The organism is Myceligenerans pegani (genome assembly GCF_014892515.1).
In the GTDB taxonomy this organism is placed as follows: domain Bacteria; phylum Actinomycetota; class Actinomycetes; order Actinomycetales; family Cellulomonadaceae; genus Myceligenerans; species Myceligenerans pegani.
Genome location: NZ_JADBGR010000093.1, coordinates 64,314 through 84,260, shown reverse-complemented (window position 1 = coordinate 84,260; position 19,947 = coordinate 64,314). Strand labels below are relative to the sequence as shown.

Here is a 19,947-nt window from a genome sequence, read left to right as displayed (position 1 = left end):
CGGTCGGCCTGGGTTGCCTCAGTTGGTCAGCAAGGAGACTCCCGCGGCCGACAGGGCCTCGCCCACCGGCTGGAAGTACGTGGTGCCGCCGGACGAGCAGTTGCCCGAACCGCCCGACGTCATCCCCTGGGCCGAGTTGCCCGCCAGCAGGGAGCCGCCCGAGTCACCCGGCTCCGCGCACACGCTGGTCCGGATCAGCCCGTGCACCGAGCCCTGCGCGTAGTTCACCGTGGCGTTCAGCGCCTGGACGGTGCCGCAGTGCCAGCCCGTCGTCGACCCCGACCGGCAGACCGTCGTACCGACCGGAGCCACCGAGTGGCCCGTCACGGCGTACGTGTTGCCGTCGTAGCCGTTGACGCCGGGAACCAGGTTGTTCCCCGACGCCACCGCGACGTACCCGTAGTCGTCGCCCGGGAAGCTCGACGTCCGGAACGTGCCCGACGGCGACGTCGTGCTCGCCCCGACGTTCCCGCAGTGTCCCGCGGTCACGAAGCCACCCGTCGCGGCAAACCCGACCGAGCAGCGCGACGTGCCGTTGATGTAGTACGCGTTGCCGCCGACGACGTCGATGAGCGTGCGCGGCTGCTCGTCGGTGACCCGATAGGTCACGGCGTCGGCCGGGATGCCGGCCTTCCGGATCGCCTTGGCCGCCTTGGCCTTGGCGCCCTCGTGCACGCCGACCACGATCGTGTTGGCCGCCACGTCCACGGAGTACGACGGCACGCCGTCGACACCGGCGAGCACCTCGTCCAGGTCGGCGGTCCACGCGTCCAGGGCGTCGAGCGAGTGGTCGACGACGACGGCCTCGGCGCCGGACCTCTCGACCGCGGCCGCCTCCGCGGCATCGGTCACGGCGACGGTCAGGTTCTCGGAGTTCTCGACCCAGGAGCCGGCGTAGGACTCGCCCAGGGACTCGGTCAGGTTCTCGGTCACCTCGGTGATCCGCGCCTGGGTCTCGAGGAGGTCGACCGCCTCGGCGGTCTCCAGGCCCAGGTCGCGCTCGAGGGCGTCGAGCATGCCGGGCGCGTACGCCGATGCCGCCTCGGACTCGGGCGCGGCCATCGCGGCGCCCGCGGTCCAGGCACCTCCGACGACCGTGAGTGCGGCGGTGGCCGCGACGAGGGCGTGCCCGTGTGTTCGTCTCATCTCAAGCTACTCCTTGGATGGGGGATGGGTTTGATTTTTCACCCGCGCCCCTACGCTATGGCGAGACCTGACGAAGGCACAGATAGCACCCGAGTCATACTCGACCGATATGTCTGCGACCGATTTCACCCGGCGCGGACGGGATTCGCACGGTCCGGGCCTCCTGTACCGCCCGGCGAGCCAGGTATCCTCGCCAATCATGGCGACACGGCGTAAGCGCTCGCGAGGCGGTCGGTCCGGCGCACGCGCCGGCGGCCCGCCCACCAGCAATGCCCTGGAGTGGGCCGAGCGCCTCGCCCGGGGCGAGGAGCCGCCCCAGCCGACCGCCCTGGAGTGGGCCGAGAGCCTCGCGAAGGCGAAGGATCAGCAGGAGCCGGCGGCGTCGTCGAGCCCCTGGACGGCAACTCCGGCGGAACCCGGCGCCGGCGCTGCCTCGCCTTCCCCGTTCGGCCCCGCGGCTGCCGACGCCGGCCCGTCGCACGACCCCGCAACCGCGGCCGCGAGCCCGTCCCCGTTCGCTCCCGCCGCCACCGATACCGGCCCGTCGCACGACGCCGGGGCCGCCGGCCCCGCCTCGCCCTTCGGTACCGCGGCTCACGCGGACCCGAGTACGGCCGCGGAGGACGACACCGCGCCCGGCTGGGGACCGGTGAAGTCCGAGCCTCCGGCCCGCCGCAGCCGCCGGGCACGAGGCGGTCTGGGCGCGGACGCCAAGGATTCCCGGAGGTCGCGGGCCGGCAGGTCCGACAGTGCCGTACGCCGGCGCGGAGCGGAGTCGTCGCTCCGGAGCGGCCGCGACTCGGCGCGCGGTCCCGAACCGGTGGGCCCCGGTGCCGCGACCGGTCCGATGGACTCGCTCCCCGACGCGCCCGGTCCGTTCGGCGGTGGCGATCCGGAGGCCGGGACGCCCATTGGCGCTTCGCCGCCCGGCGTGGCGCAGGATCCCGCTCCCGCGATCGACAAGCCGGCGGCCCCGGTGCGGAGTCGCCGGGCCGCGCGTGCCGGGGCGGATTCTGCCGGGGGCCGCGCCGCGCGCCGGTCGACCTCGGGGACGCCCGGGCGCAGGTCCGCTGCCGCTGCGGCCGGTGAGGCCGGTGCGCCTGGCGGATCCGCCGCGCTCGGTGGGGCCGTCACACCCGGTGAGTCCGTCACGCCCGGTGAGTCCGTCACGCCCGGTGGGTCCGGCGCGCTCGGTGGTCCCGTCACACCCGGCGGGCGGGAGAAGCGCGGCGGCAGGGCCGGGGCTCGCCCCCGGGGCCGCTCGGTCACGGCGGGATCGGCGAAGCCGTCCGGCAGGAGGCTGTCCGGCAAGCGGGTGCGTCGCATCCTGGCCAAGGGGTTGCCGAAAGCCGCCGACAGGCCCACCGTGCTGATCGTGGCCGCGGTGGTGGCCGTCGTTCTGGGGCTCGGCGTCGGCTGGACCACCAACTACTTCGATTCCGGGAAGAACCTCGCGGCGGCGACCCCGCAGCAGTGCGCGGCCGCGCAGACCGCCTGGACGAAGGCGGCCAACGCGCAGACGGGGATCTCCGAGGACGAGCCGGCGTCCGTGCGCGCCGGTTTCATCGAGGCGCGGGACGCGATGGCCTCGGTCGACGTCCCCGAGGGCATCGCCGACGACTGGGCTGCCGCCCACGCGTTCTACGCCACCGTCGCCGACGCCCTCGAGGCGGAGAAGGCCGGTGACGCCGAGGGGATCGCGGAGGCCGCCCAGATCGCCTCCACCAAGGTCGACACCGACGACATGATCGCGACCAGCAAGCGCATCACGCGATATGTGAACGCCAACTGCAACGCCTGACGAAGGGCACCGCCCCGGCCGGGAGCGCCGCCCGACGCGCGCGCCGTCCGGGCGAACTCGCCGCCCTGGGTATGTGTGCCGCCCTGGGCATCGTGCCGCGCCAGGCGGGCGTGCCGCCCCGGGCGGGTCCGTCACCCGATGTTCGGATGGCGCTCCAACCACAGGCCGTACTGCGGGCTCCGCGCCACGGCGTCCCGGTGAGCACGGAACGCGGCGTCCTCGATCAGCTCCGTGTCGAGCAGTCCGCGCACGTCGCGGCGCCACCCGAGGTAGTGGGTGCGGCGCAGCGGCGCCCCGGTGAGCGGCACCGCCCGCACCCCGGGCGGGTCGGGCTGTCCCGGCTCCACGAGTGCGACCGCGCGACCGGTCCGGACCTGGTCGACGGCCGTGGTCCAGTCGGCCTCGCCGACCGCGCTCGGGGCGAAACCCGCGCGCACGCAGGCCGACACGAAGCAGGATTCGAGGCAGCTGTGATCGGGCACGCTGAGCCACTGCTCCTCCGCCAGTTCGGCGAGCGTGACCTCGGGTTTGTCGGCGTACTCGTGCCTCTCGTGCAGCAGGACGAACAGCGGATCGGTGCTCACCCGCGTCCATGTCACCGATTCGGAGGCCGGAGGTGGTGCGTCGGAGCACATCCCCGTGACGGCGAGCTCGATCGTGCCGCACGCGAGGGCGCCGCTGAGATCGCCACCGCCCCGGGGGAGCACGGTGGTGACCTCGGCGCCGGGCAAGGCCGAGTGCAGCCGGTTGACGAAGAGCCCGCCGAGCCCGCTGCCGGCGACACCGACCCGCAGCGCGCCGGGATCATTATCCGAGGAGTTGACCAGTCGTTGAACATCGTCGGTGAGCGTGGCCATGGCGGGCAGCAGGACGCGGGCATGGCGCAGTACCAGGTCGCCGAGCTCGGTCGAGCGCGCGCCGTTGCGGTCACGCACGAAGACGCTCCCGCCCAAAGCACGGTCGATGCGGTTCAGCTGCGCCGTCAGAGCCGGCTGCGCGATGCCAAGGACAGCGGCGGCCTTGGTCACGCTCCCGGACTCGGCGACGGCGACCACCATCCGCAGGTGGCGCAAGTCGAGTTCCACGGGATGGAAAATAATCGTCAATACCAGCCCCTGTCTTGTGACTGGAGTCAATTGGCGGATGCCCGCCACCCGCCGTTACACGCCGGAAACAGACCCCACTCCGGGTGAAACCGAGTGTCGACGATGACGGCCGTTCACCCCGGCTTCACGCGTCGGCGTTCGCCGCCGGGACGAGGAAGCCGTCCAGGACGAGACCGCGCACGGCGGGAAGCAGCTCGGCCCTGAGATCGTCCGCCGGGACCTCGAAGAGCGCCGCCAGCGCGCCGATAATCTGGCCGACGGTCAGCTCTCCGTCACACGCTCCGGCGAGCGCGGCGAGCGGCGACGACGCCTGCACGCCTCGGCCCAGCCCGTCGCCCTGCCGCAGGATCACGATGTTCGGATCGGCCGATCCAGGTGTCAGATACCTTTCCTCCGTGACATCCGCGGCCGAAACGAGGCGGGTTACCGCCACATCGTCGTCACTGCGCGCGGCGAGCCATGCATGCGCGGCGAGCACCGCGCCGAGGTGATCCCCCAGCGGCTGCCGCACCGATCCGCCGTGTTCCTCCAGGCGGCGCAGCCTTTCCCGGCCACCGCGGACGACGTCGTCGGCCTCCGTCGACCCACTGTCCGCGGAGATGCCGGCCTCGCTCGGCCGGTCGGCCGCGACGCCGTCGGCGCCGTCCGGCCCGTCGCCCGCGTCGCGAGCGACGGCGCCGGGACGCCGCAGCGTCACGATCCCGAAACCTACGGCCTCGACCTCGCGGGACGCGAAGTCGTCGAGCCACGCCTCGTACGCGGCCGCCCAGACCTCGGGCTCGCGATCCGGGGTGGTACCGCCGTCCCGGATCCAGGTCTCCGCGTACTCGGCGGGATCGAGGACCTCGCGCTGGATCACCCAGCCGTCCAGCCCGTACCGCCCGTACGCCTCGTCCAGCCACGCGCCGACGCGTTCCTCCCATTCCTGGCCGCGCCGGTGCTCCCAGTTCACGAGCAGTTGCGCGACGCCGCCCGGCGCCAGTACCCGGCCGATGCCCGTGACCAGGTCGCGGACCAGGTCGTCGCCGGCCCGGCCGCCGTCGCGGTACTCGTAGTCCCCGAGCGCCTCCCGCACCGCCGCGCCGGCGGGACCGGTGTGCGGCGTGATGACGAACGGCGGGTTCGACACCACCAGGTCGAACTGCTCGCCCTCGACGGGCTCGAGCATGGAGCCGTGTCGCAGGTCAAGATGCCCGGTGCCACCGGGCATACCACCCGGCACACCCTCGCCGACCGCGGGGCGGCCGTCGACCGCGGGGCCACCGTCAGGCGCACGGCCGGCGTCGGACCCACCACCGGGCGCGCCCCCACCGAGCGCACCGCGGTCGCCGGGCGCACTGTCGTCGTCGAGGTTGAGGGCCGCGTTGAACGCCGTGTACGCGAGGGCGCGGCGCGAGATGTCGGTGGCGACGACCACGCCCGCGTGCCGCGCGGCGTGCAGGGCCTGGATCCCGCAGCCGGTGCCGAGGTCCAGCGCGCGGGCGACGGGCTTGCGCGTGGTGACCTGTGCGAGCGTGAGGGAGGCACCACCGGCACCGAGCACGTGGTCGGCGGAGAGCCGGGAGCCGGTCGCCAGTTCGCCCAGGTCGGAGGCCAGCCACCAGCGCACGTCGCCCGACGCGTCGGTGGCGACGTAGGGGCGCAGATCGACGGCGGCGCGGACGTCGTCGTCGGGCTCCTGGCCGGCGGAACGGACCAGGCCGAGGCGCTCCGCGCCGGAGGTGCCGGTGGCGGGCAGGGCGCGGTCGAGCCCGGCCCGCGGGACCACGCCGCCGAGCAGGAAGAGCGAGACGAGTGTGGCGCGCGGGTCCCTGGTGGCGGCGGGCTGGACGACCCGGCGCGCGGGCAGCACCTGCTCGCGATGCAGCGCCGCCGCGGCCACGGGCCCGAGCAGGTCCTCGACACCGTCGACGTGGTAGTCGGCCGCGTCGAGGTCACCGCGCAGGGCACGGATCAACGAGACATCGAGGTTCGGAGCGGAGGACGGGGTCACCAGGGGCGAGACGGACACACCGCCATCTTCCCGTACGCCGCCCGCACCCCCCACCGGAAACCGAACCACCGCAACCTGCGCCGGCTCTCCCCGCCGTCGCCCGACGGCCGGGCCCGACGGCGCCGCTGCTGGATTCGGTTCAGCAGGGCCGGACAGACCTTTGAGGGCCGAGTAAATGGATTTGATCCCTTACTGCACGAGGCTCAGTACGAGGCCGAGCCCCGAGCCGAAAGCCCGCGGACAGCGATCGGTCCTTCGGTGGGTGATCGGCAGATCGAACTGCTGATCACCCACCGAAGGACCGATCAAGGTTCCGGGCGGTCATCGGATGACCGACCACGGCCGCCGGCCGGCGGTCAGACCACCGCCGGCGCCTTCTCCTCGCTCTCCTCCGACGCGCCGTTCTCGCGGTTCGCGCGGATCTTCGTCCAGGCGACCGCGCCGAGCGCGATGGCCGCCGCGACCAGCGCGATGCCGATGCGCAGGGCGTGGTTCGCGTCGGCCGGGATCGACATCGCCACGACCGCGGGCGCGATCAGCAGCGCCACCAGGTTCATCACCTTGATGAGCGGGTTGATCGCCGGGCCGGCCGTGTCCTTGAACGGGTCGCCCACGGTGTCGCCGATGATGGTCGCCTCGTGCGCCTCGGAGCCCTTCCCGCCGTAGTTGCCGTCCTCCACGATCTTCTTCGCGTTGTCCCAGGCGCCGCCCGAGTTCGCCAGGAAGATCGCCATGAGCACGCCCGCGCCGATGGCACCACCGAGGAAGCCGGCCAGCGGGCCGACGCCGAGGCCGAAGCCCACCGCGATCGGGGCGAAGGCCGCGAGGAGGCCCGGCGTGGCGAGTTCACGCAGCGAGTCCTTGGTGCAGATGTCGACCACGCGACCGTACTCCGGACGCTCGTCGTACGTCATGATGCCCGGGTGCTCGCGGAACTGGCGCCGCACCTCGAACACGATCGCCCCGGCCGCCCGCGTCACCGCGTCGATCGCGAGGCCCGAGAACAGGAAAACGGTCGCACCGCCGAGGATCACGCCCACGAGGGTGACCGGGCTGACGATTTCGTAGCTGAGCATGGCCGCGACCAGGCCCCGGCCCTGCTCCTCCACGTCCCCCAGCGCATGCGTCACCGCGTCCGCGTACGAGCCGAACAGCGCCGTCGCCGCCAGCACGGCCGTCGCGATGGCGATGCCCTTCGTGATGGCCTTGGTGGTGTTCCCGACGGCGTCCAGGTCGGTGAGGATCTGCGCGCCGTTCTCGTCCACGTCGCCGGACATCTCGGCGATGCCCTGCGCGTTGTCACTGACCGGACCGAAGGTGTCCATCGCGACGATGACGCCCACCGTGGTGAGCAGGCCGCAGCCCGCCAGCGCCACGAGGAACAGCGCGAGCCACACCGACCCGCCGGCCAGCAGGAACACGGCGCAGATCGCGGCGGCGATCGTGCCGGCCGTGAAGACGGCCGACTCGAAGCCCACGCCGATGCCCGCGAGCACCACGGTCGCCGCGCCGGTTCGCGAGGTGGCCGCCACATGCGCGGTCGGCTTCTTGTTCGTGTCCGTGAAGTAGCCGGTGAGCCACAGGATCACGCCCGCCAGGACCACGCCGACCAGCACGGCCACGGAGGCGACGACCCGCGGGTCGATCCCGCTGACATCACCGAGGTCGGCGGTGCCGTTCAGCTGCGCGAAGGAGCCCGGCAGGTAGACGAACGCCGCGATGCCCGCCAGCACCGCGCCCACGAGCGCGGAGACATAGAAGCCCCGGTTGATGGCCGTCAGCCCGCTCTCCGAACCGCGCACGCGAGTGATGAACACGCCCAGGAGGGCGACGAACGCGCCGATCGCGGTGACGATCAGCGGGAACACGAGGCCCTGCTCGCCCATCGCGGCCTTGCCCAGGATCAGGGCGGCCACGAGCGTCACGGCGTACGACTCGAAGAGGTCGGCCGCCATCCCGGCGCAGTCGCCGACGTTGTCGCCCACGTTGTCCGCGATCGTGGCCGCGTTGCGCGGATCGTCCTCGGGAATGCCCTGCTCGACCTTTCCGACCAGGTCGGCACCGACGTCCGCCGCCTTGGTGAAGATTCCGCCACCGACCCGCATGAACATCGCGAGGAGCGCCGCGCCGAAGCCGAAGCCCTCGAGGACGCCGGGCGCCTGCTCGCGGTAGACGATGACGACGAGCGCGGCTCCGAGGAGGCCGAGGCCGACCACCGACATGCCGACGACGCCGCCCGTGCGGAACGCGATGCGGGCGCCCTCGGCGCGGCCACCGGGACGGGTCGCGGCGGAGGCGACGCGCACGTTCGCCCGCACCGCCAGCCACATGCCGAGGTAACCGATCGCGGCGGAGAACCCGGCGCCGAAGAGGAACGCGACGGACCTGCCGACGCGCACCCCGCTCTCCCCGGGGAGCAGGAACAGCAGCGCGAACACGACCACCGCGAACAGGGCGAGCGTGCGGAACTGACGATTGAGGTAGGCCGAGGCGCCCTCCTGCACCCCTTGTGCGATGTCCTGCATCTTCGGGGTGCCTTCAGGAGCGGCGAGCACCTGCCGGCGCAGGATGAAGGCGCAGACGAGCGCGCCCAGGGCGATGAGGGCGATCACCGCGACAACGGTGATGCTGGTGGAGCCGAGTGTGAGCATCCGTCCTCCTCGACGGGGGATTCCATGAACGGGTCATGACCCTTGGTGGGTATGGAACGTCCCGCCGGCAACGTTGGCAGCGGGAATGCGCCGAGTGTACCTGCATGTGACACCGGTCACGAGCGGTGCGGGTCTGCGGCGGTCAGGAGCCGCTCGACATCGGTGAGGTCCGGGAGGACGACGTCGGCACCCGCGTCGCGGAGCGCCGCGGCCGACGTCCGCCCGGCGGCCACGCCCACGACGCGCGCCCCGCCCTCGACGCCGGTCCGCACGTCCTCCAGGGAATCGCCCACGATCACGGTGTTCTCCCGTGTGAAACGTTCGCCGTAGCGCTCGCCCGCCCGCTTCTGGGCGATCGCGACGAGGGCGGGCCGGTGCTCGTCGTCCGACGCGTACGCGCCGACATCGGGATCGATGTACCGGTCGAGCTCGAACACCCGCAGCTTGAGGCGGGCGTTCGGCTCGAGGTTCCCCGTGACGACGGCCGGGACGAACCGGCCGTCGGCCGCGACGGCGGTGACGGCCGCCCGCGCGCCGGGCATGAGGACGCCGTCGCGTCGTACGTCGTCCTCATGCGCCGCCAGGCACTCCGGCACCATCGTCAGCATCCGCGGCAGCAGGCGCTCGGCGTCGTCCTCGGACACGCCGTTGTCGAGCAGCAGCCCACGGACGGCGCGCGGCATGGTCATTCCCGTGCCGCGCGCCGGGAAGCGGCTCGCGGGGCGTCCGACGACCTTCTCGAACGCCTCGCGATACGCCGTCCGGTCCACCTCGCCCACGTAGAGGAGGGTCCGGTCGATGTCCCACAGCAGCAGGATGGTGCCGTGTTCCCCGCGTGCGGTGGAGCTCATCTCACCTCACACGAGAGCGGCGATCCGCTCGGTCAGGTGGCGTGCTCCCGCGTGCGACCGCCCGCGGGTGGTGCGCCGCGCGGCGGTACGCACGTCGCCGGCCACGTCGGTGAGGTGCTTGCGCAGCCGCGCCGACTGCACACGCTCGGCCAGCGTCACCACCTCGCCGCCGGTCGCGCAGGCCGCGTCGAGATCCCCCGCACGGGCGTACGCCTGGGCCGACCTGGACAGGAACAGGCCCCGGGTGCGCTGCTCGGCGGGGTTCAGCCCGTCGGCCGCGCGGCCGAACGACTGGACGGCCGCGGCGGTGTCGCCCAGGGCCAGGCTGGCCGACGCCGTCTGGCCGTGGATCTCGCCCTCGTTCATCCAGTAGATCCAGTGCGGGTCGTCCTTGCCCGGACCCTTCATGCAGAGCTCGGCCGCAGTACCGAGCGCCCGCTTCACGGCCTCGCGCTCGCCGAGCAGCGCGTGCCCGCGGGCCTGCCGCGTGAGCAGCACGGCCTCCAGGTGGGGCACGTCGAAGCCGCGGACCTGCTGCCGGCCGGCCTGCGCCGCGACGATCGCGTCCCGCGGACGGTCGTTGGCGTAGGCGTGGATGGCCAGGTAGGACAGGGCCCCGGCACCGAGTCGGGCGTCCTGCGCCGTGTGCGCCGCACGGAGCGAGCCGAGCAGGTAGGCCTGCGCGGCCGCGTGCCGGTCGGCGTCGAACGCGTACCAGCCGGCCTGCGCCGCTGTGTCGGCGGCGACGCCCGCGAGCTTGCGCCCGACCGACTCGTCGAAGTTCCCGTGCTCCAGCGCCCGCAGCACGAGAGCGAGGTGGGCGCGGGCCATGTCCGCGACACTACCGCTGCCGGCGCCGGCGTCCATCATCCGCAGTTGGTCGGTGGTGCCCTGGAGGTGGTCGCACATCTGCTGCGTGACCCGTGCCCCGCCGACGGTCCGCCGCAGCAGCTCCGTCTCCTCCGTACCCCAGTGGTGCACGTAGGCGGCGAGCGTGAGGCCGCTGAGCATCGCCGAGTTCCCGGCGTTCGGCTCGGCGAACTGCGGCGCCGAACCGGAGTCCCCGACCGAGGTGTCGTGCCGGAGCGCGGCGCGCAGCGCGAGCGTCAGGCGGTCGTTGGTCCACGGCTCGACCGGGTCCAGCATCGGGTCGGTCAGGCTCGGCGCGACCTCGTTGTCGGCGTCGAGCCTCGCGGGGCTCTTGCGAACCGGCTCGCTCCGCTTCCTGCTCACGGCCCGCACCGGACCCGTGGCGGGCCTGCCGGCACCGGCGGCCCGGCCGCTCGTGGAGCGCTCGACGTCGGCGCCGTCGCCACGCGAGGCCCCGGGCAGCGGCAGCCGCACCAGGTCCACCGGCGTGCCCAGCCCGGAGAGGAACTGGACGACACGGGCGACATCGGTCAGCTTCCGGTCACCGCACTCGAGCATGGAGAGGTAGGACTGGCTCAGCCCGGTCAGGGCGGCGACGTCCTCCTGGCGCAGCGGGACGAGCTGGCGAACCATGCGGCTCACCTGGCCGAAGTCCCAGTCCTCGAGTGCGGAACGGACCCCGGGGTCGTCCCAGACGTGCGTCGGGACGGTCGGGAGCTCGACCACCGGGACACGCTCGGTGCGCCGGCAGGCAGCGCACTGCTCCTCGGAGTTGTATCGGCTCAACACGCAACCGCATCGAGCACACGTTCGTGACTTTCTGCTACTGGGCATTTCGCCAGCCTCCCCCTGTTGGCAACCCATGACGTTGTCGTTGTATGACCGACTTTCCCAGATGATTCGTCAAGTCGCTCTTCGACTGAGCAGATTACTTCCGTGATATCACCGTGAACGGATGCATGCATGACGAACAGGCCAAGAATTCACCCGCTCCGGGAAGGACATTTCGACCCGTCGTCGCAGGCCAGCGTGCTGGACCGCCGCGCGGCGGGGCATTTGGCGCCAAACCGCGCGGCGGCTGTGGAAATCGCTGGCGTCAGCCCGCCAGGACCGCGGTCATGGCTCGAGACAGGTACCAGGGGTCGACCACCGCGGTCATCTCGCGCGCCGAGTGCATCGACAGGAGGGCGACGCCGACGTCGACCGTCCGGATGCCGAGCCGCGTCGCGCTGATCGGACCGATCGTCGACCCGCACGGAACGTCGTTGTGCGACACGAATTCCTGGCTCGGCACCCCGGCCGCCGCGCACGCCGCGTTCCAGGCGGCCGCGCCGTGCGCGTCGGTCGCGTAGCGCTGGTTGGCGTTGATCTTCAGGATCGGGCCGCCGCCCGCGACCGGGCGGTTCGCCGGATCGTGCCGCTCCGGGTAGTTGGGGTGCACCGCGTGCCCGACGTCGGACGACACGTGGAGCGACGCCGCGAACGACCGCGCGCGGTCCTCCGCCGACGTGCCGAGCGCGGCCTGGATCCGCCCCAGCACGTCCTCCAGGAAGGGCCCGGCCGCACCCGACCGCGACGCCGATCCGATCTCCTCGTGGTCGAACGCCGCGAGCACGGCGATGTGCCCGTTCCCGGCGCGGGCGTTCGCCGCGCCGTTCGCGGCGGCACCCGACGACGGCGCCGCACCGCCCTTGCCCTTCTTCCCGCCGTTCACCCGGGCGAGCAGCGCGGTCAGCGCGGCATGCGTGGACAGCAGGTTGTCCAGGCGGCCCGAGGCGAACATGGACTGCCCCGCGCCGAAGGTGCGTGACGGCTGCGTGTCGGCGACCACGATGTCGTACCCGGCGATGGTGGCCGGATCCACCGCCTGCGGCGCCAGCTCCGCGAGCACGTCCGCGCCCGACAGGTCGCCCAGCCCCCACACCGGCTGGGTGTGGCGCTGCGCCTCGAGCTTGAGGCCGTCGTTCGCCCCGCGGTCCAGGTGGATCGAGAGCTGCGGGATGCGGAGCAGCGGCCCCGTCCGGACGAGGTGCTCGGTGCCTTCCGTCGTCACCACCCGGCCGGCGAGCTCGAGCTCCCGGTCCAGCCAGGAGTTGAGCAGTGGCCCGCCGTAGACCTCGACGCCGGCCTGCCACCAGCCGTGCGCGCCGGTGGTCGGCTTGGGCTTGAGCTTGAAGCCCGGCGAGTCGGTGTGGGCGCCGAGGATCGTGAAGGCGGCGTCGGGTCCGGCGTCGGCCGGGATCGCGAAGGCGATCACGGAACCGTCGCGGACGACGACGTACCGCCCGCCCGGCACCACGTGCCAGGCGTCGGTCTCGTCCAGGACGACGAAGCCCGCGATCCGGGCACGGCGCGTGACCTCCGCCGCCGCGTGGTAGGAGGAGGGCGACGCGGCCACGAAGGCGCCGAGGTCCTCGACGTGCTGCTTGGCGGCCTTCGGTGCGGGCTGACGGGGCGGGATCGACGGGGGCAGCGGCGGGCTCGGCACGGGCGGGTTCGAATTCTGAGGGCTCACCGGCACATTATGCGCATCGGAGGCACCCTCCCCGCCCGGACCCGGCGCCCGTCAGCCCGCCGCCGGGTCCGGTCCCAGGAAGGTGCGCCAGGTGCCGTCCGGCTCGATCGACATGCGCCAGCCGTAGTACGCGCCCCCGGCGGCGCGCCACGCGTCGGCCTGCTCCTGGGTGGCGAAACCCATCTCGACGGCGTAGTCCCAGGCGACCGGATCGTCCTGGTACTCGGGGGAGGCCACGGTCGGCCAGACGTAGTTGCCGGTGTCCGGATGGACGACGGCGGTCCCGCTCAGCAGGGTCGCGAGCTTCGCGTAGACGTCGTCCTCCCCCTCCGGGAGCGCGAACCGCTCTGCCACGGAGACCTCGGCGGCCCGGTGGAGCTGGGTGACACCGGGCTCCTCGACCAGCTCGAGCGCGTCCAGGTCACAGGCGAGGGCGGCGTCGACCAGCGCCCGGGCGGTCCGCGCGACCGGCTCGGGCTCGAACGAGAAGTCACTCGTGTCGTCGAGCCCGGCGGCCGAGCAGTCGCTCGGGCCGTCGCCCGGGTCCGCCTCACCGGATCCGCCCGTGTCACCGGATCCGCCCGTGTCACCGGAGCCCGTCCCGGCACCGGACCCGCTCGCGTCGCCGGACGACCCGGCTCCACCCGACGGCTCCTCGGTCCCGGCCGACGAGGTCCCTCCCGCGTCCCCGAACGGCGCCTCGTCCAGCCCGGCGATCGAGCCCCCGGCCAGCACCTCGACGATCACGGGCTCGCCCGAGACGTAGTCCGCGCCTCCTGCCGTGACGTCGGTCCACAGGATGGGGTACACCGTGTACTCGCCCGCGGGGAGCGGCTGCTCGTACGGCACGGGCTCGGAGGACGGGATGTCCTCGAACCCCTCGGGCGGCAGACACGTGTTGTCGGTGCGCAGGTAGTCCTCGGTCCGTCCCACCCCGGCGTCGTCGAACGCGACCTGAGGCGGTTCCGGATCGAAGTACGCGGAGAGGCTCGCGACCTCGCCGTCCCGGACCCACACGGTCCCGGGCGGGAACTCGAGGTACCCCGGGAAGTCCCGGGACTCGCCCTCGACCGTCAGGTCGAGCCACGGCAGGTCCTCACCCGCGTCGCGATCGACGTACAGCCCCTCGATCTCGATCGCGTAGCCGTCGGCGGACCGGGGGACCACGTCCTCGTCCGCACCGCAGGCGAGCGGGGTCCCCTCGTAGACGTCGGAGGGCAGGTACCCGTCCAGGATCGTGTCCTCCGCGGTCGGGCTCGGTTCCGCCGTGGCGGTGTCCGACGGCGTGGGGTCCGCCGGGAGCAGCGCGTCGCCGTCGAGCGGCACCAGCTGCGCGGCCCCCACGACGAGCCCGCCGACGACTGCGAACGCCGTGGCGCCGATCCCGCCGATCTTCGCGGCGCGGCGCCGGTGGACGCGGTCGCGGACGACGCCGAACTGCAGGTGCATCTCCTCCGCCTCTCCTCCGGGCATCGCGTCCGCCGCGCCGTGCAGCGCGCCGGCGAGGAAGTCCGCCTCGTCGCGTTCGGGCAGGTTGCTGTTCATCGGGCGGCCCTCCCTTCGGCCGGGTGGAAGTCGTCCGGGCGGAGCATGTCCCGGAGATGGTCGGTGGCGTCGGACAGATATCGCTTCACGGTGCCCTGGGCCGTGCCGAGTGCGTCGGCGATCTGCGGCACGGTGAGGTCGTCGAAGTAGCGCAGCACCACGCAGGCCCGCTGACGCGGGCCGAGCCGGGCGAGGGCGGACATGACGTCGACCCGGGCCGTCGCGGCCGCTTCCGCCGGGCGGCCGACGCCGTCGTCGGCCAGCAGGTGCTTGATGTCGTACCAGCGCTGCCGTTTGCGGTAGCCGTCGAGGTAGAGGGTGAGGATCGCGCGCCGTACGTACCCCTCGGTGTTGTCGAGCGGCGAGTCGTCCAGTGTGTGCACGCGCGATCCCTTCGTTCCCCCTGCCTGGCGCCCGCTGCGGCCGGCCGGCCCGCGGAGGCGGGAGAAGACCTTGACGAGCGCGTCCTGCACCAGGTCCTCCGCGAGCGCGCGGTCGCCGGAGAGCATGTAGGCGTAGCGGACCAGCGCGTTACCGCGCGTGGCCATCAGCTCGCCGAGCTCGTCCTCCCACGCCACGATGCGTCACCTCCGTGGATCCCTCCGGCCCGTCCGGCCGGACACACTGACCATGACGCGCGGCGTGCGGGGATCGTTGTATCGCACGTTCGCGGACGCGGGCCACGGGCCCGGATCGCGACGAGAGCGATCGACGCCGCGCCCGCCCTTCACACCCAGACCCGGACCGTCGCGAGGAGCGCTGTGATGATCCCTGGGTACCACTGACCGGGGTACCACTCAACAGGGAGGATGCTCGTGCACGTGCGATTTCTCGGGAAGGATCCCGCCTCGGAGCCCGAAGGCTCCCCGACGCTCTTCGCCACGGACCGTACCGATCGGGCGACGTACATCGTCCAGGGCTGGAAGGTACGGGACGCACAGGTCCGGCAGGAGGTGGGGGAGGTGCCGGAACACGAGGACATCGTGGAGGTGCCCGAGGAGGTGATCCTGATGTGGGCGAGACGGTACCACCAGGCCGTCAGCCATTAGTGTGGTTCATGCCCAGCTTGGGTATCCGATACCTTGTCTTCGGTAATGTCTTCCTCTGCCGGATAGAAGAGAGATGCCCGTGCCCCGCACCACCGCGCTGAGCCCTCGCATCCGCGAGGGGCGCACGGCACTGGGCGCGCGTCTTCGCGACCTCCGGCGAGCTGCTGGGATGACAGGACAGCAGCTCGCCGACTCGCTGTCGTGGGCGCGGTCGAAGGTCTCGAAGATCGAGAACGCGTACCAGCCGCCCACCGACGACGACGTCCGTTCCTGGTGCGACGTCACGAACAGCGCCGACCAGGTCGACTCGATCCTGGCGGAGCTGCACACGCTCCAGACGCGCCACCAGGAGTGGCAGCGCGTCCTGCGCGGTGGCATGGCGTCGAGGCAGAACGCCGTCGCGCGGCGGGAGGAGGAGACCCAGCTCTTCCGTGGGTACGGGGATCGTGCCCGGCCTGCTGCAGACGCCCGGGTACGCCGCCGCGATCATGGAACGGGTGAGCAGGACCTGGGGACGCACGGACATCGCGGAGGCCGTGGCGGCCCGGATGCGCCGCCAGGAGATCCTGCGCGACACGTCGAAGCAGTTCCGGATCGTCATCACCGAGGCGGTCCTGCTCTACAACCTCTGCCCTCCGGACGAGATGGCCGGCCAGATCGAGCGGCTCAGGGAAGCCACGACGCTGCCGAACGTCAGACTCGGCATCATCCCGTTCGACCAGCCGATGATCGTGACGCCGAAGCATCCCTTCGGTATCCACGACGACCGGCTCGTCGTCGTCGAGACCGTATCGGCGCTCCTGCAGCTGACCCAGTCCGACGAGGTCGAGGCGTACGCCACCGCCTTCGACGCGCTGGAGCGCTCCGCCGTGCACGGCGAGCGGGCCCGCGCGGTGCTGCGCGGCGCCGCGGCACGGGTCGCCGCACGCGAGATCGACGAGCGACACATCGACGAGAAACATTGAGAAAATTCCACACGCCGCCTTGCCGGTGTAACTAACATCCAGGAGCATGCGCTCGGTCCATTCCCAGGTCAGGGCTGGTGGGACGCACTCCGCGGTGCGCACCCCGGCCTCCCCCCACTCCTCCCCCCGTCACGACCTCGCGGCCCGCTCGACAGCCGGGAGCACCTCGTGACCCCGCGCGGCGACGACGGCGCGCCGCCCGCCAGGAGAAAGGCGCGCGAGATCCCACCCGGGGAGCGTTCGTTCCGGGGCGAGCACGCCTCCTGCATGATGTGCGGCAAGATGACCGTGCTGACCTGGGTCGAGGAGACCGGCCGCTATCACTGGATCGCGCAGGGCGAACCCGCGGACCGCAAGCCACGCTGCGACGGCGACACGGCGTGGTGGATCGGCGAGCCGAAGCTGACCGCCCACGTGCCGAAGTTCCGGCGGTGGGACTACGCCGAGGAGGATCTGCTCCACGATCCGGCGCCCGGGGGCACGGTGCACGGCGGCGCGTAGCGATCACGCGGGTCGGACCGGGAGGTGCCCGCGGGCCGGACCGTGCCGGTGCGACGTCACTCGGCCGGCAGGAGGACTCCGTCCTTGGTGAGCGTGACCGTGACCGGAGCGCTCCACGAGGCCGGGTCCTCGATCGCGCGCCGCGCCGCGACCCCGCCGTGCTCGGCGCCCGCTCCGTCGCCGGGCTCGGCACGGAAATCACCGCCGGTCGGCACGAGGTACTGGTATGCGCGCACCTGGTACGTGCCGGCCGGGAGCTCGGGCGCCTCCGCCGTGGGCCCGCTCACCTTCCCGTCCGAACCGTCGTGGCCCAGGCAGGCGGACCTGGTCGACGGCGTGTCGTAGTGCGTGAAGTCCTCCACGCCCACGGTCGCGTCCTGCACGGCGTCGACCGGGAGCGACACGACCCGGTCGTCCTGGGTCCACACGTAGGACAGGGGGCCCGCGAGCACGTCGTCCGGCAACGATCTCGGGGCCCTGCTGACCGCCAGCGTGTTCCGTCGCACATCGGTGATCCGCAACCCGTACCCACCGGTGCCCGCGCTGTCAGCCCCGTCCTCGGCGCGAACGGCGTCGCCGGAGGGCACCTCGCCGTCGGCGGCGTCGGCGAGGAGCTCCGGGGGCAGCCGTTCACCGCACGCGATCGCGCCGTTCTCCCAGCCGGGCGGCTGGAACCCGAGTATCAGGTGCGCCTCACCGTGCTCGCCGAGCCCGAGCACGTCGGGTGCGGCCGTGAATCCCACGACCCCCGGCACGTAGCCCATGTCATGGGGCTTGTCGTACAGCGCCCCGGCCGCGACGAGCGTCACCGCGGCCACGGACATCATCCCCGCCCCGGTGGCCTTGGCCGCCCTCCTGCTGCGGACGCGGGCACGCACCGCCGCGTAGGCGTCCTCGTGGGGCGGAGCCATCGCCGCACCCCGCCGGGACATCTCCTCGAGCGCGGCGGCAAGACCGGCTCCCGCCCCCGGATGTTCTCCTTCGGGCGGGTGGTCTGCGGATCTCACAGGCTTCCTCCCGGCTGCACGTCCATGACGTCCTGAAGCGCTGACATCGCGTCCGACAAGTGCCGCTTCACAGTACCTTGCGCGATGCCCAGAGTGGCCGAGATCTGTGGCACCGTCATGTCCTCGAAGTGGCGCAGCACGACGACGGCGCGCTGCCGCGGGGAGAGCTGACCCAGTGCCGCCTCGATGTCCGCCTTGGCGGCCGCGGCGTGCTCCGGGCTGCGCGCGCGGCCGTCGTCGGCCAGGAGGTGCTGGATGCCGAACCACCGGGAGCGGCGGCGGAAGCCGTCGACGTAGATGTTGGTCATCGCGCGCTTCACGTACCGCTCGATGCCCATCGCCGGATCGAGGCCGGTCCCGTGCGCGTCGTCGGCGAACGGCTGACCGTCCGCGTCGGCGACGCGCGCGACCGCCGGGCGACGGAACCGGGAGAAGGTACGCACCAGCGCCTCCTGGACCAGGTCCTCGGCCTGGTGCCGGTCACCGCACAGCAGGTAGGCATAGCCGTTCAGGGCGGCCCCTCGATGCGTCATGAGGTCGGCCAGCTCCTTGTCCCACTGCGGCACAGGGGCCTCCTGAGGGTTCTCATGTCAGGTCGTCACGAACGAGCGCCCCCGATGGTTGGGGGCAACCGAGAGATTCTTCCGCATCACGCACGCCGCCCGCGAAACCAATCTCACCTGACTCAGAGGGACCTCCCAGCGTCCTGATACAGACCAAAAGTGAAGAAGTTGTGAAGACCGTCGAGTTGCCCCAACGGTTCGGCTGGACGGCTTCCCGCGTTCGGGCGGGCGTTTCGGGCCGGCCGTCGAAAGTCAGGCCAGCTCGATGCGGTAGCCGCGCTTCACGACGGTGCGGATCAGGTCCCTGCCCGTCGTCTCGCGCAGGCGGGCGATGGCCACCTCGGCGGCGTGCGGGTCAGTGGACTCCCCCGGCAGCGCGGCCAGGACCTGGTCCCGGGACACGACGTCGCCCCCGGCGGCGGCGAGCAGCCGCAGCACCTCGACGCCGGTCGGCGACAGCGGCAGGACACGTCCGTTCAGCACCGCCACGCGCGCGCGGATCTGCAGCGGCCCCGCGACGGTCACCAGCGCCACGGACTCGATCCGCTCGTAGTGCCCCACCAGGGCCCGGACCAGCGCGCCCAGGCGCCCTCGCTCGGGCTGCAACGTCTTGATGCCGCGGTCCTCGAGCGGCTTCGCGGTGATCGGCCCGACGGCGGCCATGACCAGCAGGTCCGCCTCGACCCGTTCCCGCACGGCGGACAGCACGCCCGCGTCCTCGACGGCCCGCATCCACGCCTCCGAGCCGGGCGCGGACGTGAAGACGACAGCATCGATCTCCCCGACGGCGGCGGCATCCGCCGAGGCGACGACCGCGCCGGGGTCCGGCGCGGGGCCCCACCGGTACACGACGAGGCTCGCGACCTGCGCCCCGGCCTTCTCGAACACGTCGTCCAGCCCGTCGGCGCCGGCGCCGTGGTGCTGGATCGCGATCCGCGACCCGGACACGCCCTCGCTCAGCAGCACCTCCGCCACCTCGGCGGAGGTCTCCGACTCGGCGACCCAGTCCGCCTGCAGCCCGGCGGCCTGGATCGCGCCGCGCGCCTTCGGTCCCCGCGCCACGATCCGTACGCCCCGGAGCATCGCCGTGAGCTGTTCGGCGAGCCCGTGCGCGTCGGCCGCCTCGAACCAGGCGCGGAACCCGATCCCGGTGGTGACCACCACGACGTCGGGCGGATGGGCGAGGATCGCGCGCGTCGCCGCGAGCAACGTCTGGTCGTCGACGTGCGGGATCATGCTCAGCGCGGGCGCGTGGCGGATCTCGGCGCCGCGGCGCTGCAGTGCCGCCGCCAGTTCGGCCGCCCGGCGCTCGGCCGTCACGAGCACCGTGCAGCCGGCCATCACCTGTCCCAGGGCAGGACGGGGCAGGGCCACGCCCTGCGCG

General features: G+C 72.6%; 16 protein-coding genes and 1 pseudogene. 5 read left to right on the top strand and 12 right to left on the bottom strand.

Annotation, left to right across the window (positions count from 1 at the left end; translation table 11 throughout):
* Positions 1-18: 18 nt before the first annotated feature.
* A complete protein-coding gene (locus tag IIE03_RS14900) occupies positions 19-1,146 on the bottom strand; it encodes a S1 family peptidase (protein ID WP_192863529.1) in 1,128 nt (375 codons plus the stop codon).
* A gap of 199 nt (positions 1,147-1,345) precedes the next feature.
* On the opposite strand from IIE03_RS14900, the gene IIE03_RS14895 reads away from it, so the two are divergent.
* Positions 1,346-2,947, top strand: a complete 1,602-nt coding sequence (locus IIE03_RS14895; RefSeq protein WP_192863528.1) for a hypothetical protein — start codon at positions 1,346-1,348, stop codon at positions 2,945-2,947.
* Between the two features lie 131 nt (positions 2,948-3,078).
* Here IIE03_RS14895 and IIE03_RS14890 read toward each other — a convergent pair whose 3' ends face one another.
* The 8 genes from IIE03_RS14890 to IIE03_RS14855 all read right to left on the bottom strand — a co-directional run bounded on the left by IIE03_RS14890 (position 3,079) and on the right by IIE03_RS14855 (position 15,056).
* Positions 3,079-4,032: a LysR family transcriptional regulator gene (locus IIE03_RS14890; protein WP_318843001.1), complete on the bottom strand. Its 954-nt coding sequence runs from the start codon at positions 4,030-4,032 to the stop codon at positions 3,079-3,081.
* A gap of 145 nt (positions 4,033-4,177) precedes the next feature.
* Positions 4,178-6,064, bottom strand: coding sequence for a DUF7059 domain-containing protein (locus IIE03_RS14885; RefSeq protein WP_318843000.1), 1,887 nt, complete (start codon positions 6,062-6,064; stop codon positions 4,178-4,180).
* 338 nt (positions 6,065-6,402) lie between these two features.
* Positions 6,403-8,697, bottom strand: a complete 2,295-nt coding sequence (locus IIE03_RS14880; protein WP_192863527.1) for a sodium-translocating pyrophosphatase — start codon at positions 8,695-8,697, stop codon at positions 6,403-6,405.
* Positions 8,698-8,813: 116 nt separating this feature from the next.
* Positions 8,814-9,548 carry an HAD family hydrolase gene (locus IIE03_RS14875; RefSeq protein ID WP_192863526.1) on the bottom strand — a complete coding sequence of 245 codons (735 nt, stop codon included), beginning with the start codon at positions 9,546-9,548 and terminating at the stop codon, positions 8,814-8,816.
* Between the two features lie 6 nt (positions 9,549-9,554).
* Entirely contained in the window at positions 9,555-11,204 is a 1,650-nt protein-coding gene (locus tag IIE03_RS14870; protein WP_225997792.1) for a helix-turn-helix domain-containing protein, read from the bottom strand.
* Between the two features lie 310 nt (positions 11,205-11,514).
* Positions 11,515-12,891 carry a M18 family aminopeptidase gene (locus IIE03_RS14865; protein ID WP_192863545.1) on the bottom strand — a complete coding sequence of 459 codons (1,377 nt, stop codon included), beginning with the start codon at positions 12,889-12,891 and terminating at the stop codon, positions 11,515-11,517.
* A 93-nt stretch (positions 12,892-12,984) separates the two neighbouring features.
* The gene (locus IIE03_RS14860; RefSeq protein WP_192863525.1) at positions 12,985-14,478 is read right to left on the bottom strand and encodes a hypothetical protein; all 1,494 of its coding nucleotides are present in this window, start codon (positions 14,476-14,478) and stop codon (positions 12,985-12,987) included.
* Positions 14,475-15,056 (bottom strand): sigma-70 family RNA polymerase sigma factor, encoded by a 582-nt coding sequence (locus tag IIE03_RS14855; RefSeq protein ID WP_318842999.1) that lies wholly within the window; start codon positions 15,054-15,056, stop codon positions 14,475-14,477. Before IIE03_RS14855 ends, IIE03_RS14860 begins: the two co-directional genes overlap by 4 nt.
* Before the next feature lie 237 nt (positions 15,057-15,293).
* Here IIE03_RS14855 and IIE03_RS14850 point away from each other — a divergent pair, with 237 nt between their 5' ends.
* From IIE03_RS14850 to IIE03_RS14840, 4 genes and pseudogenes are all read left to right on the top strand, one after another.
* Positions 15,294-15,527, top strand: coding sequence for a hypothetical protein (locus IIE03_RS14850; protein WP_192863524.1), 234 nt, complete (start codon positions 15,294-15,296; stop codon positions 15,525-15,527).
* Between the two features lie 73 nt (positions 15,528-15,600).
* Positions 15,601-15,756 (top strand): annotated as a pseudogene (locus IIE03_RS27050) (helix-turn-helix domain-containing protein); the annotation flags it as partial.
* 202 nt (positions 15,757-15,958) lie between these two features.
* Positions 15,959-16,492 carry a DUF5753 domain-containing protein gene (locus IIE03_RS25925; protein WP_318842998.1) on the top strand — a complete coding sequence of 178 codons (534 nt, stop codon included), beginning with the start codon at positions 15,959-15,961 and terminating at the stop codon, positions 16,490-16,492.
* Positions 16,493-16,660: 168 nt separating this feature from the next.
* Positions 16,661-16,993, top strand: coding sequence for a hypothetical protein (locus IIE03_RS14840; RefSeq protein WP_192863523.1), 333 nt, complete (start codon positions 16,661-16,663; stop codon positions 16,991-16,993).
* Between the two features lie 56 nt (positions 16,994-17,049).
* Here the strand turns inward: IIE03_RS14840 and IIE03_RS14835 are convergent, their stop codons facing one another.
* The 3 genes from IIE03_RS14835 to IIE03_RS14825 form a co-directional block, all read right to left on the bottom strand.
* Positions 17,050-18,000 carry a hypothetical protein gene (locus tag IIE03_RS14835; RefSeq protein WP_192863522.1) on the bottom strand — a complete coding sequence of 317 codons (951 nt, stop codon included), beginning with the start codon at positions 17,998-18,000 and terminating at the stop codon, positions 17,050-17,052.
* A complete protein-coding gene (locus IIE03_RS14830) occupies positions 17,997-18,566 on the bottom strand; it encodes a sigma-70 family RNA polymerase sigma factor (RefSeq protein ID WP_192863521.1) in 570 nt (189 codons plus the stop codon). The genes IIE03_RS14835 and IIE03_RS14830 overlap by 4 nt, the downstream gene beginning before the upstream one ends.
* A gap of 249 nt (positions 18,567-18,815) precedes the next feature.
* The gene (locus IIE03_RS14825; protein WP_192863542.1) at positions 18,816-19,904 is read right to left on the bottom strand and encodes a uroporphyrinogen-III synthase; all 1,089 of its coding nucleotides are present in this window, start codon (positions 19,902-19,904) and stop codon (positions 18,816-18,818) included.
* Positions 19,905-19,947 lie beyond the last annotated feature (43 nt).

Bases quoted from the DNA above. Each gene is read 5' to 3' on its own strand.
- IIE03_RS14900 (WP_192863529.1), bottom strand. From the start codon at position 1,146: ATGAGACGAACACACGGGCACGCCCTCGTCGCGGCCACCGCCGCACTC.
- IIE03_RS14895 (WP_192863528.1), top strand. From the start codon at position 1,346: ATGGCGACACGGCGTAAGCGCTCGCGAGGCGGTCGGTCCGGCGCACGC.
- IIE03_RS14880 (WP_192863527.1), bottom strand. From the start codon at position 8,697: ATGCTCACACTCGGCTCCACCAGCATCACCGTTGTCGCGGTGATCGCC.
- IIE03_RS14875 (WP_192863526.1), bottom strand. From the start codon at position 9,548: ATGAGCTCCACCGCACGCGGGGAACACGGCACCATCCTGCTGCTGTGG.
- IIE03_RS14860 (WP_192863525.1), bottom strand. From the start codon at position 14,478: ATGAACAGCAACCTGCCCGAACGCGACGAGGCGGACTTCCTCGCCGGC.
- IIE03_RS14825 (WP_192863542.1), bottom strand. From the start codon at position 19,904: ATGGCCGGCTGCACGGTGCTCGTGACGGCCGAGCGCCGGGCGGCCGAA.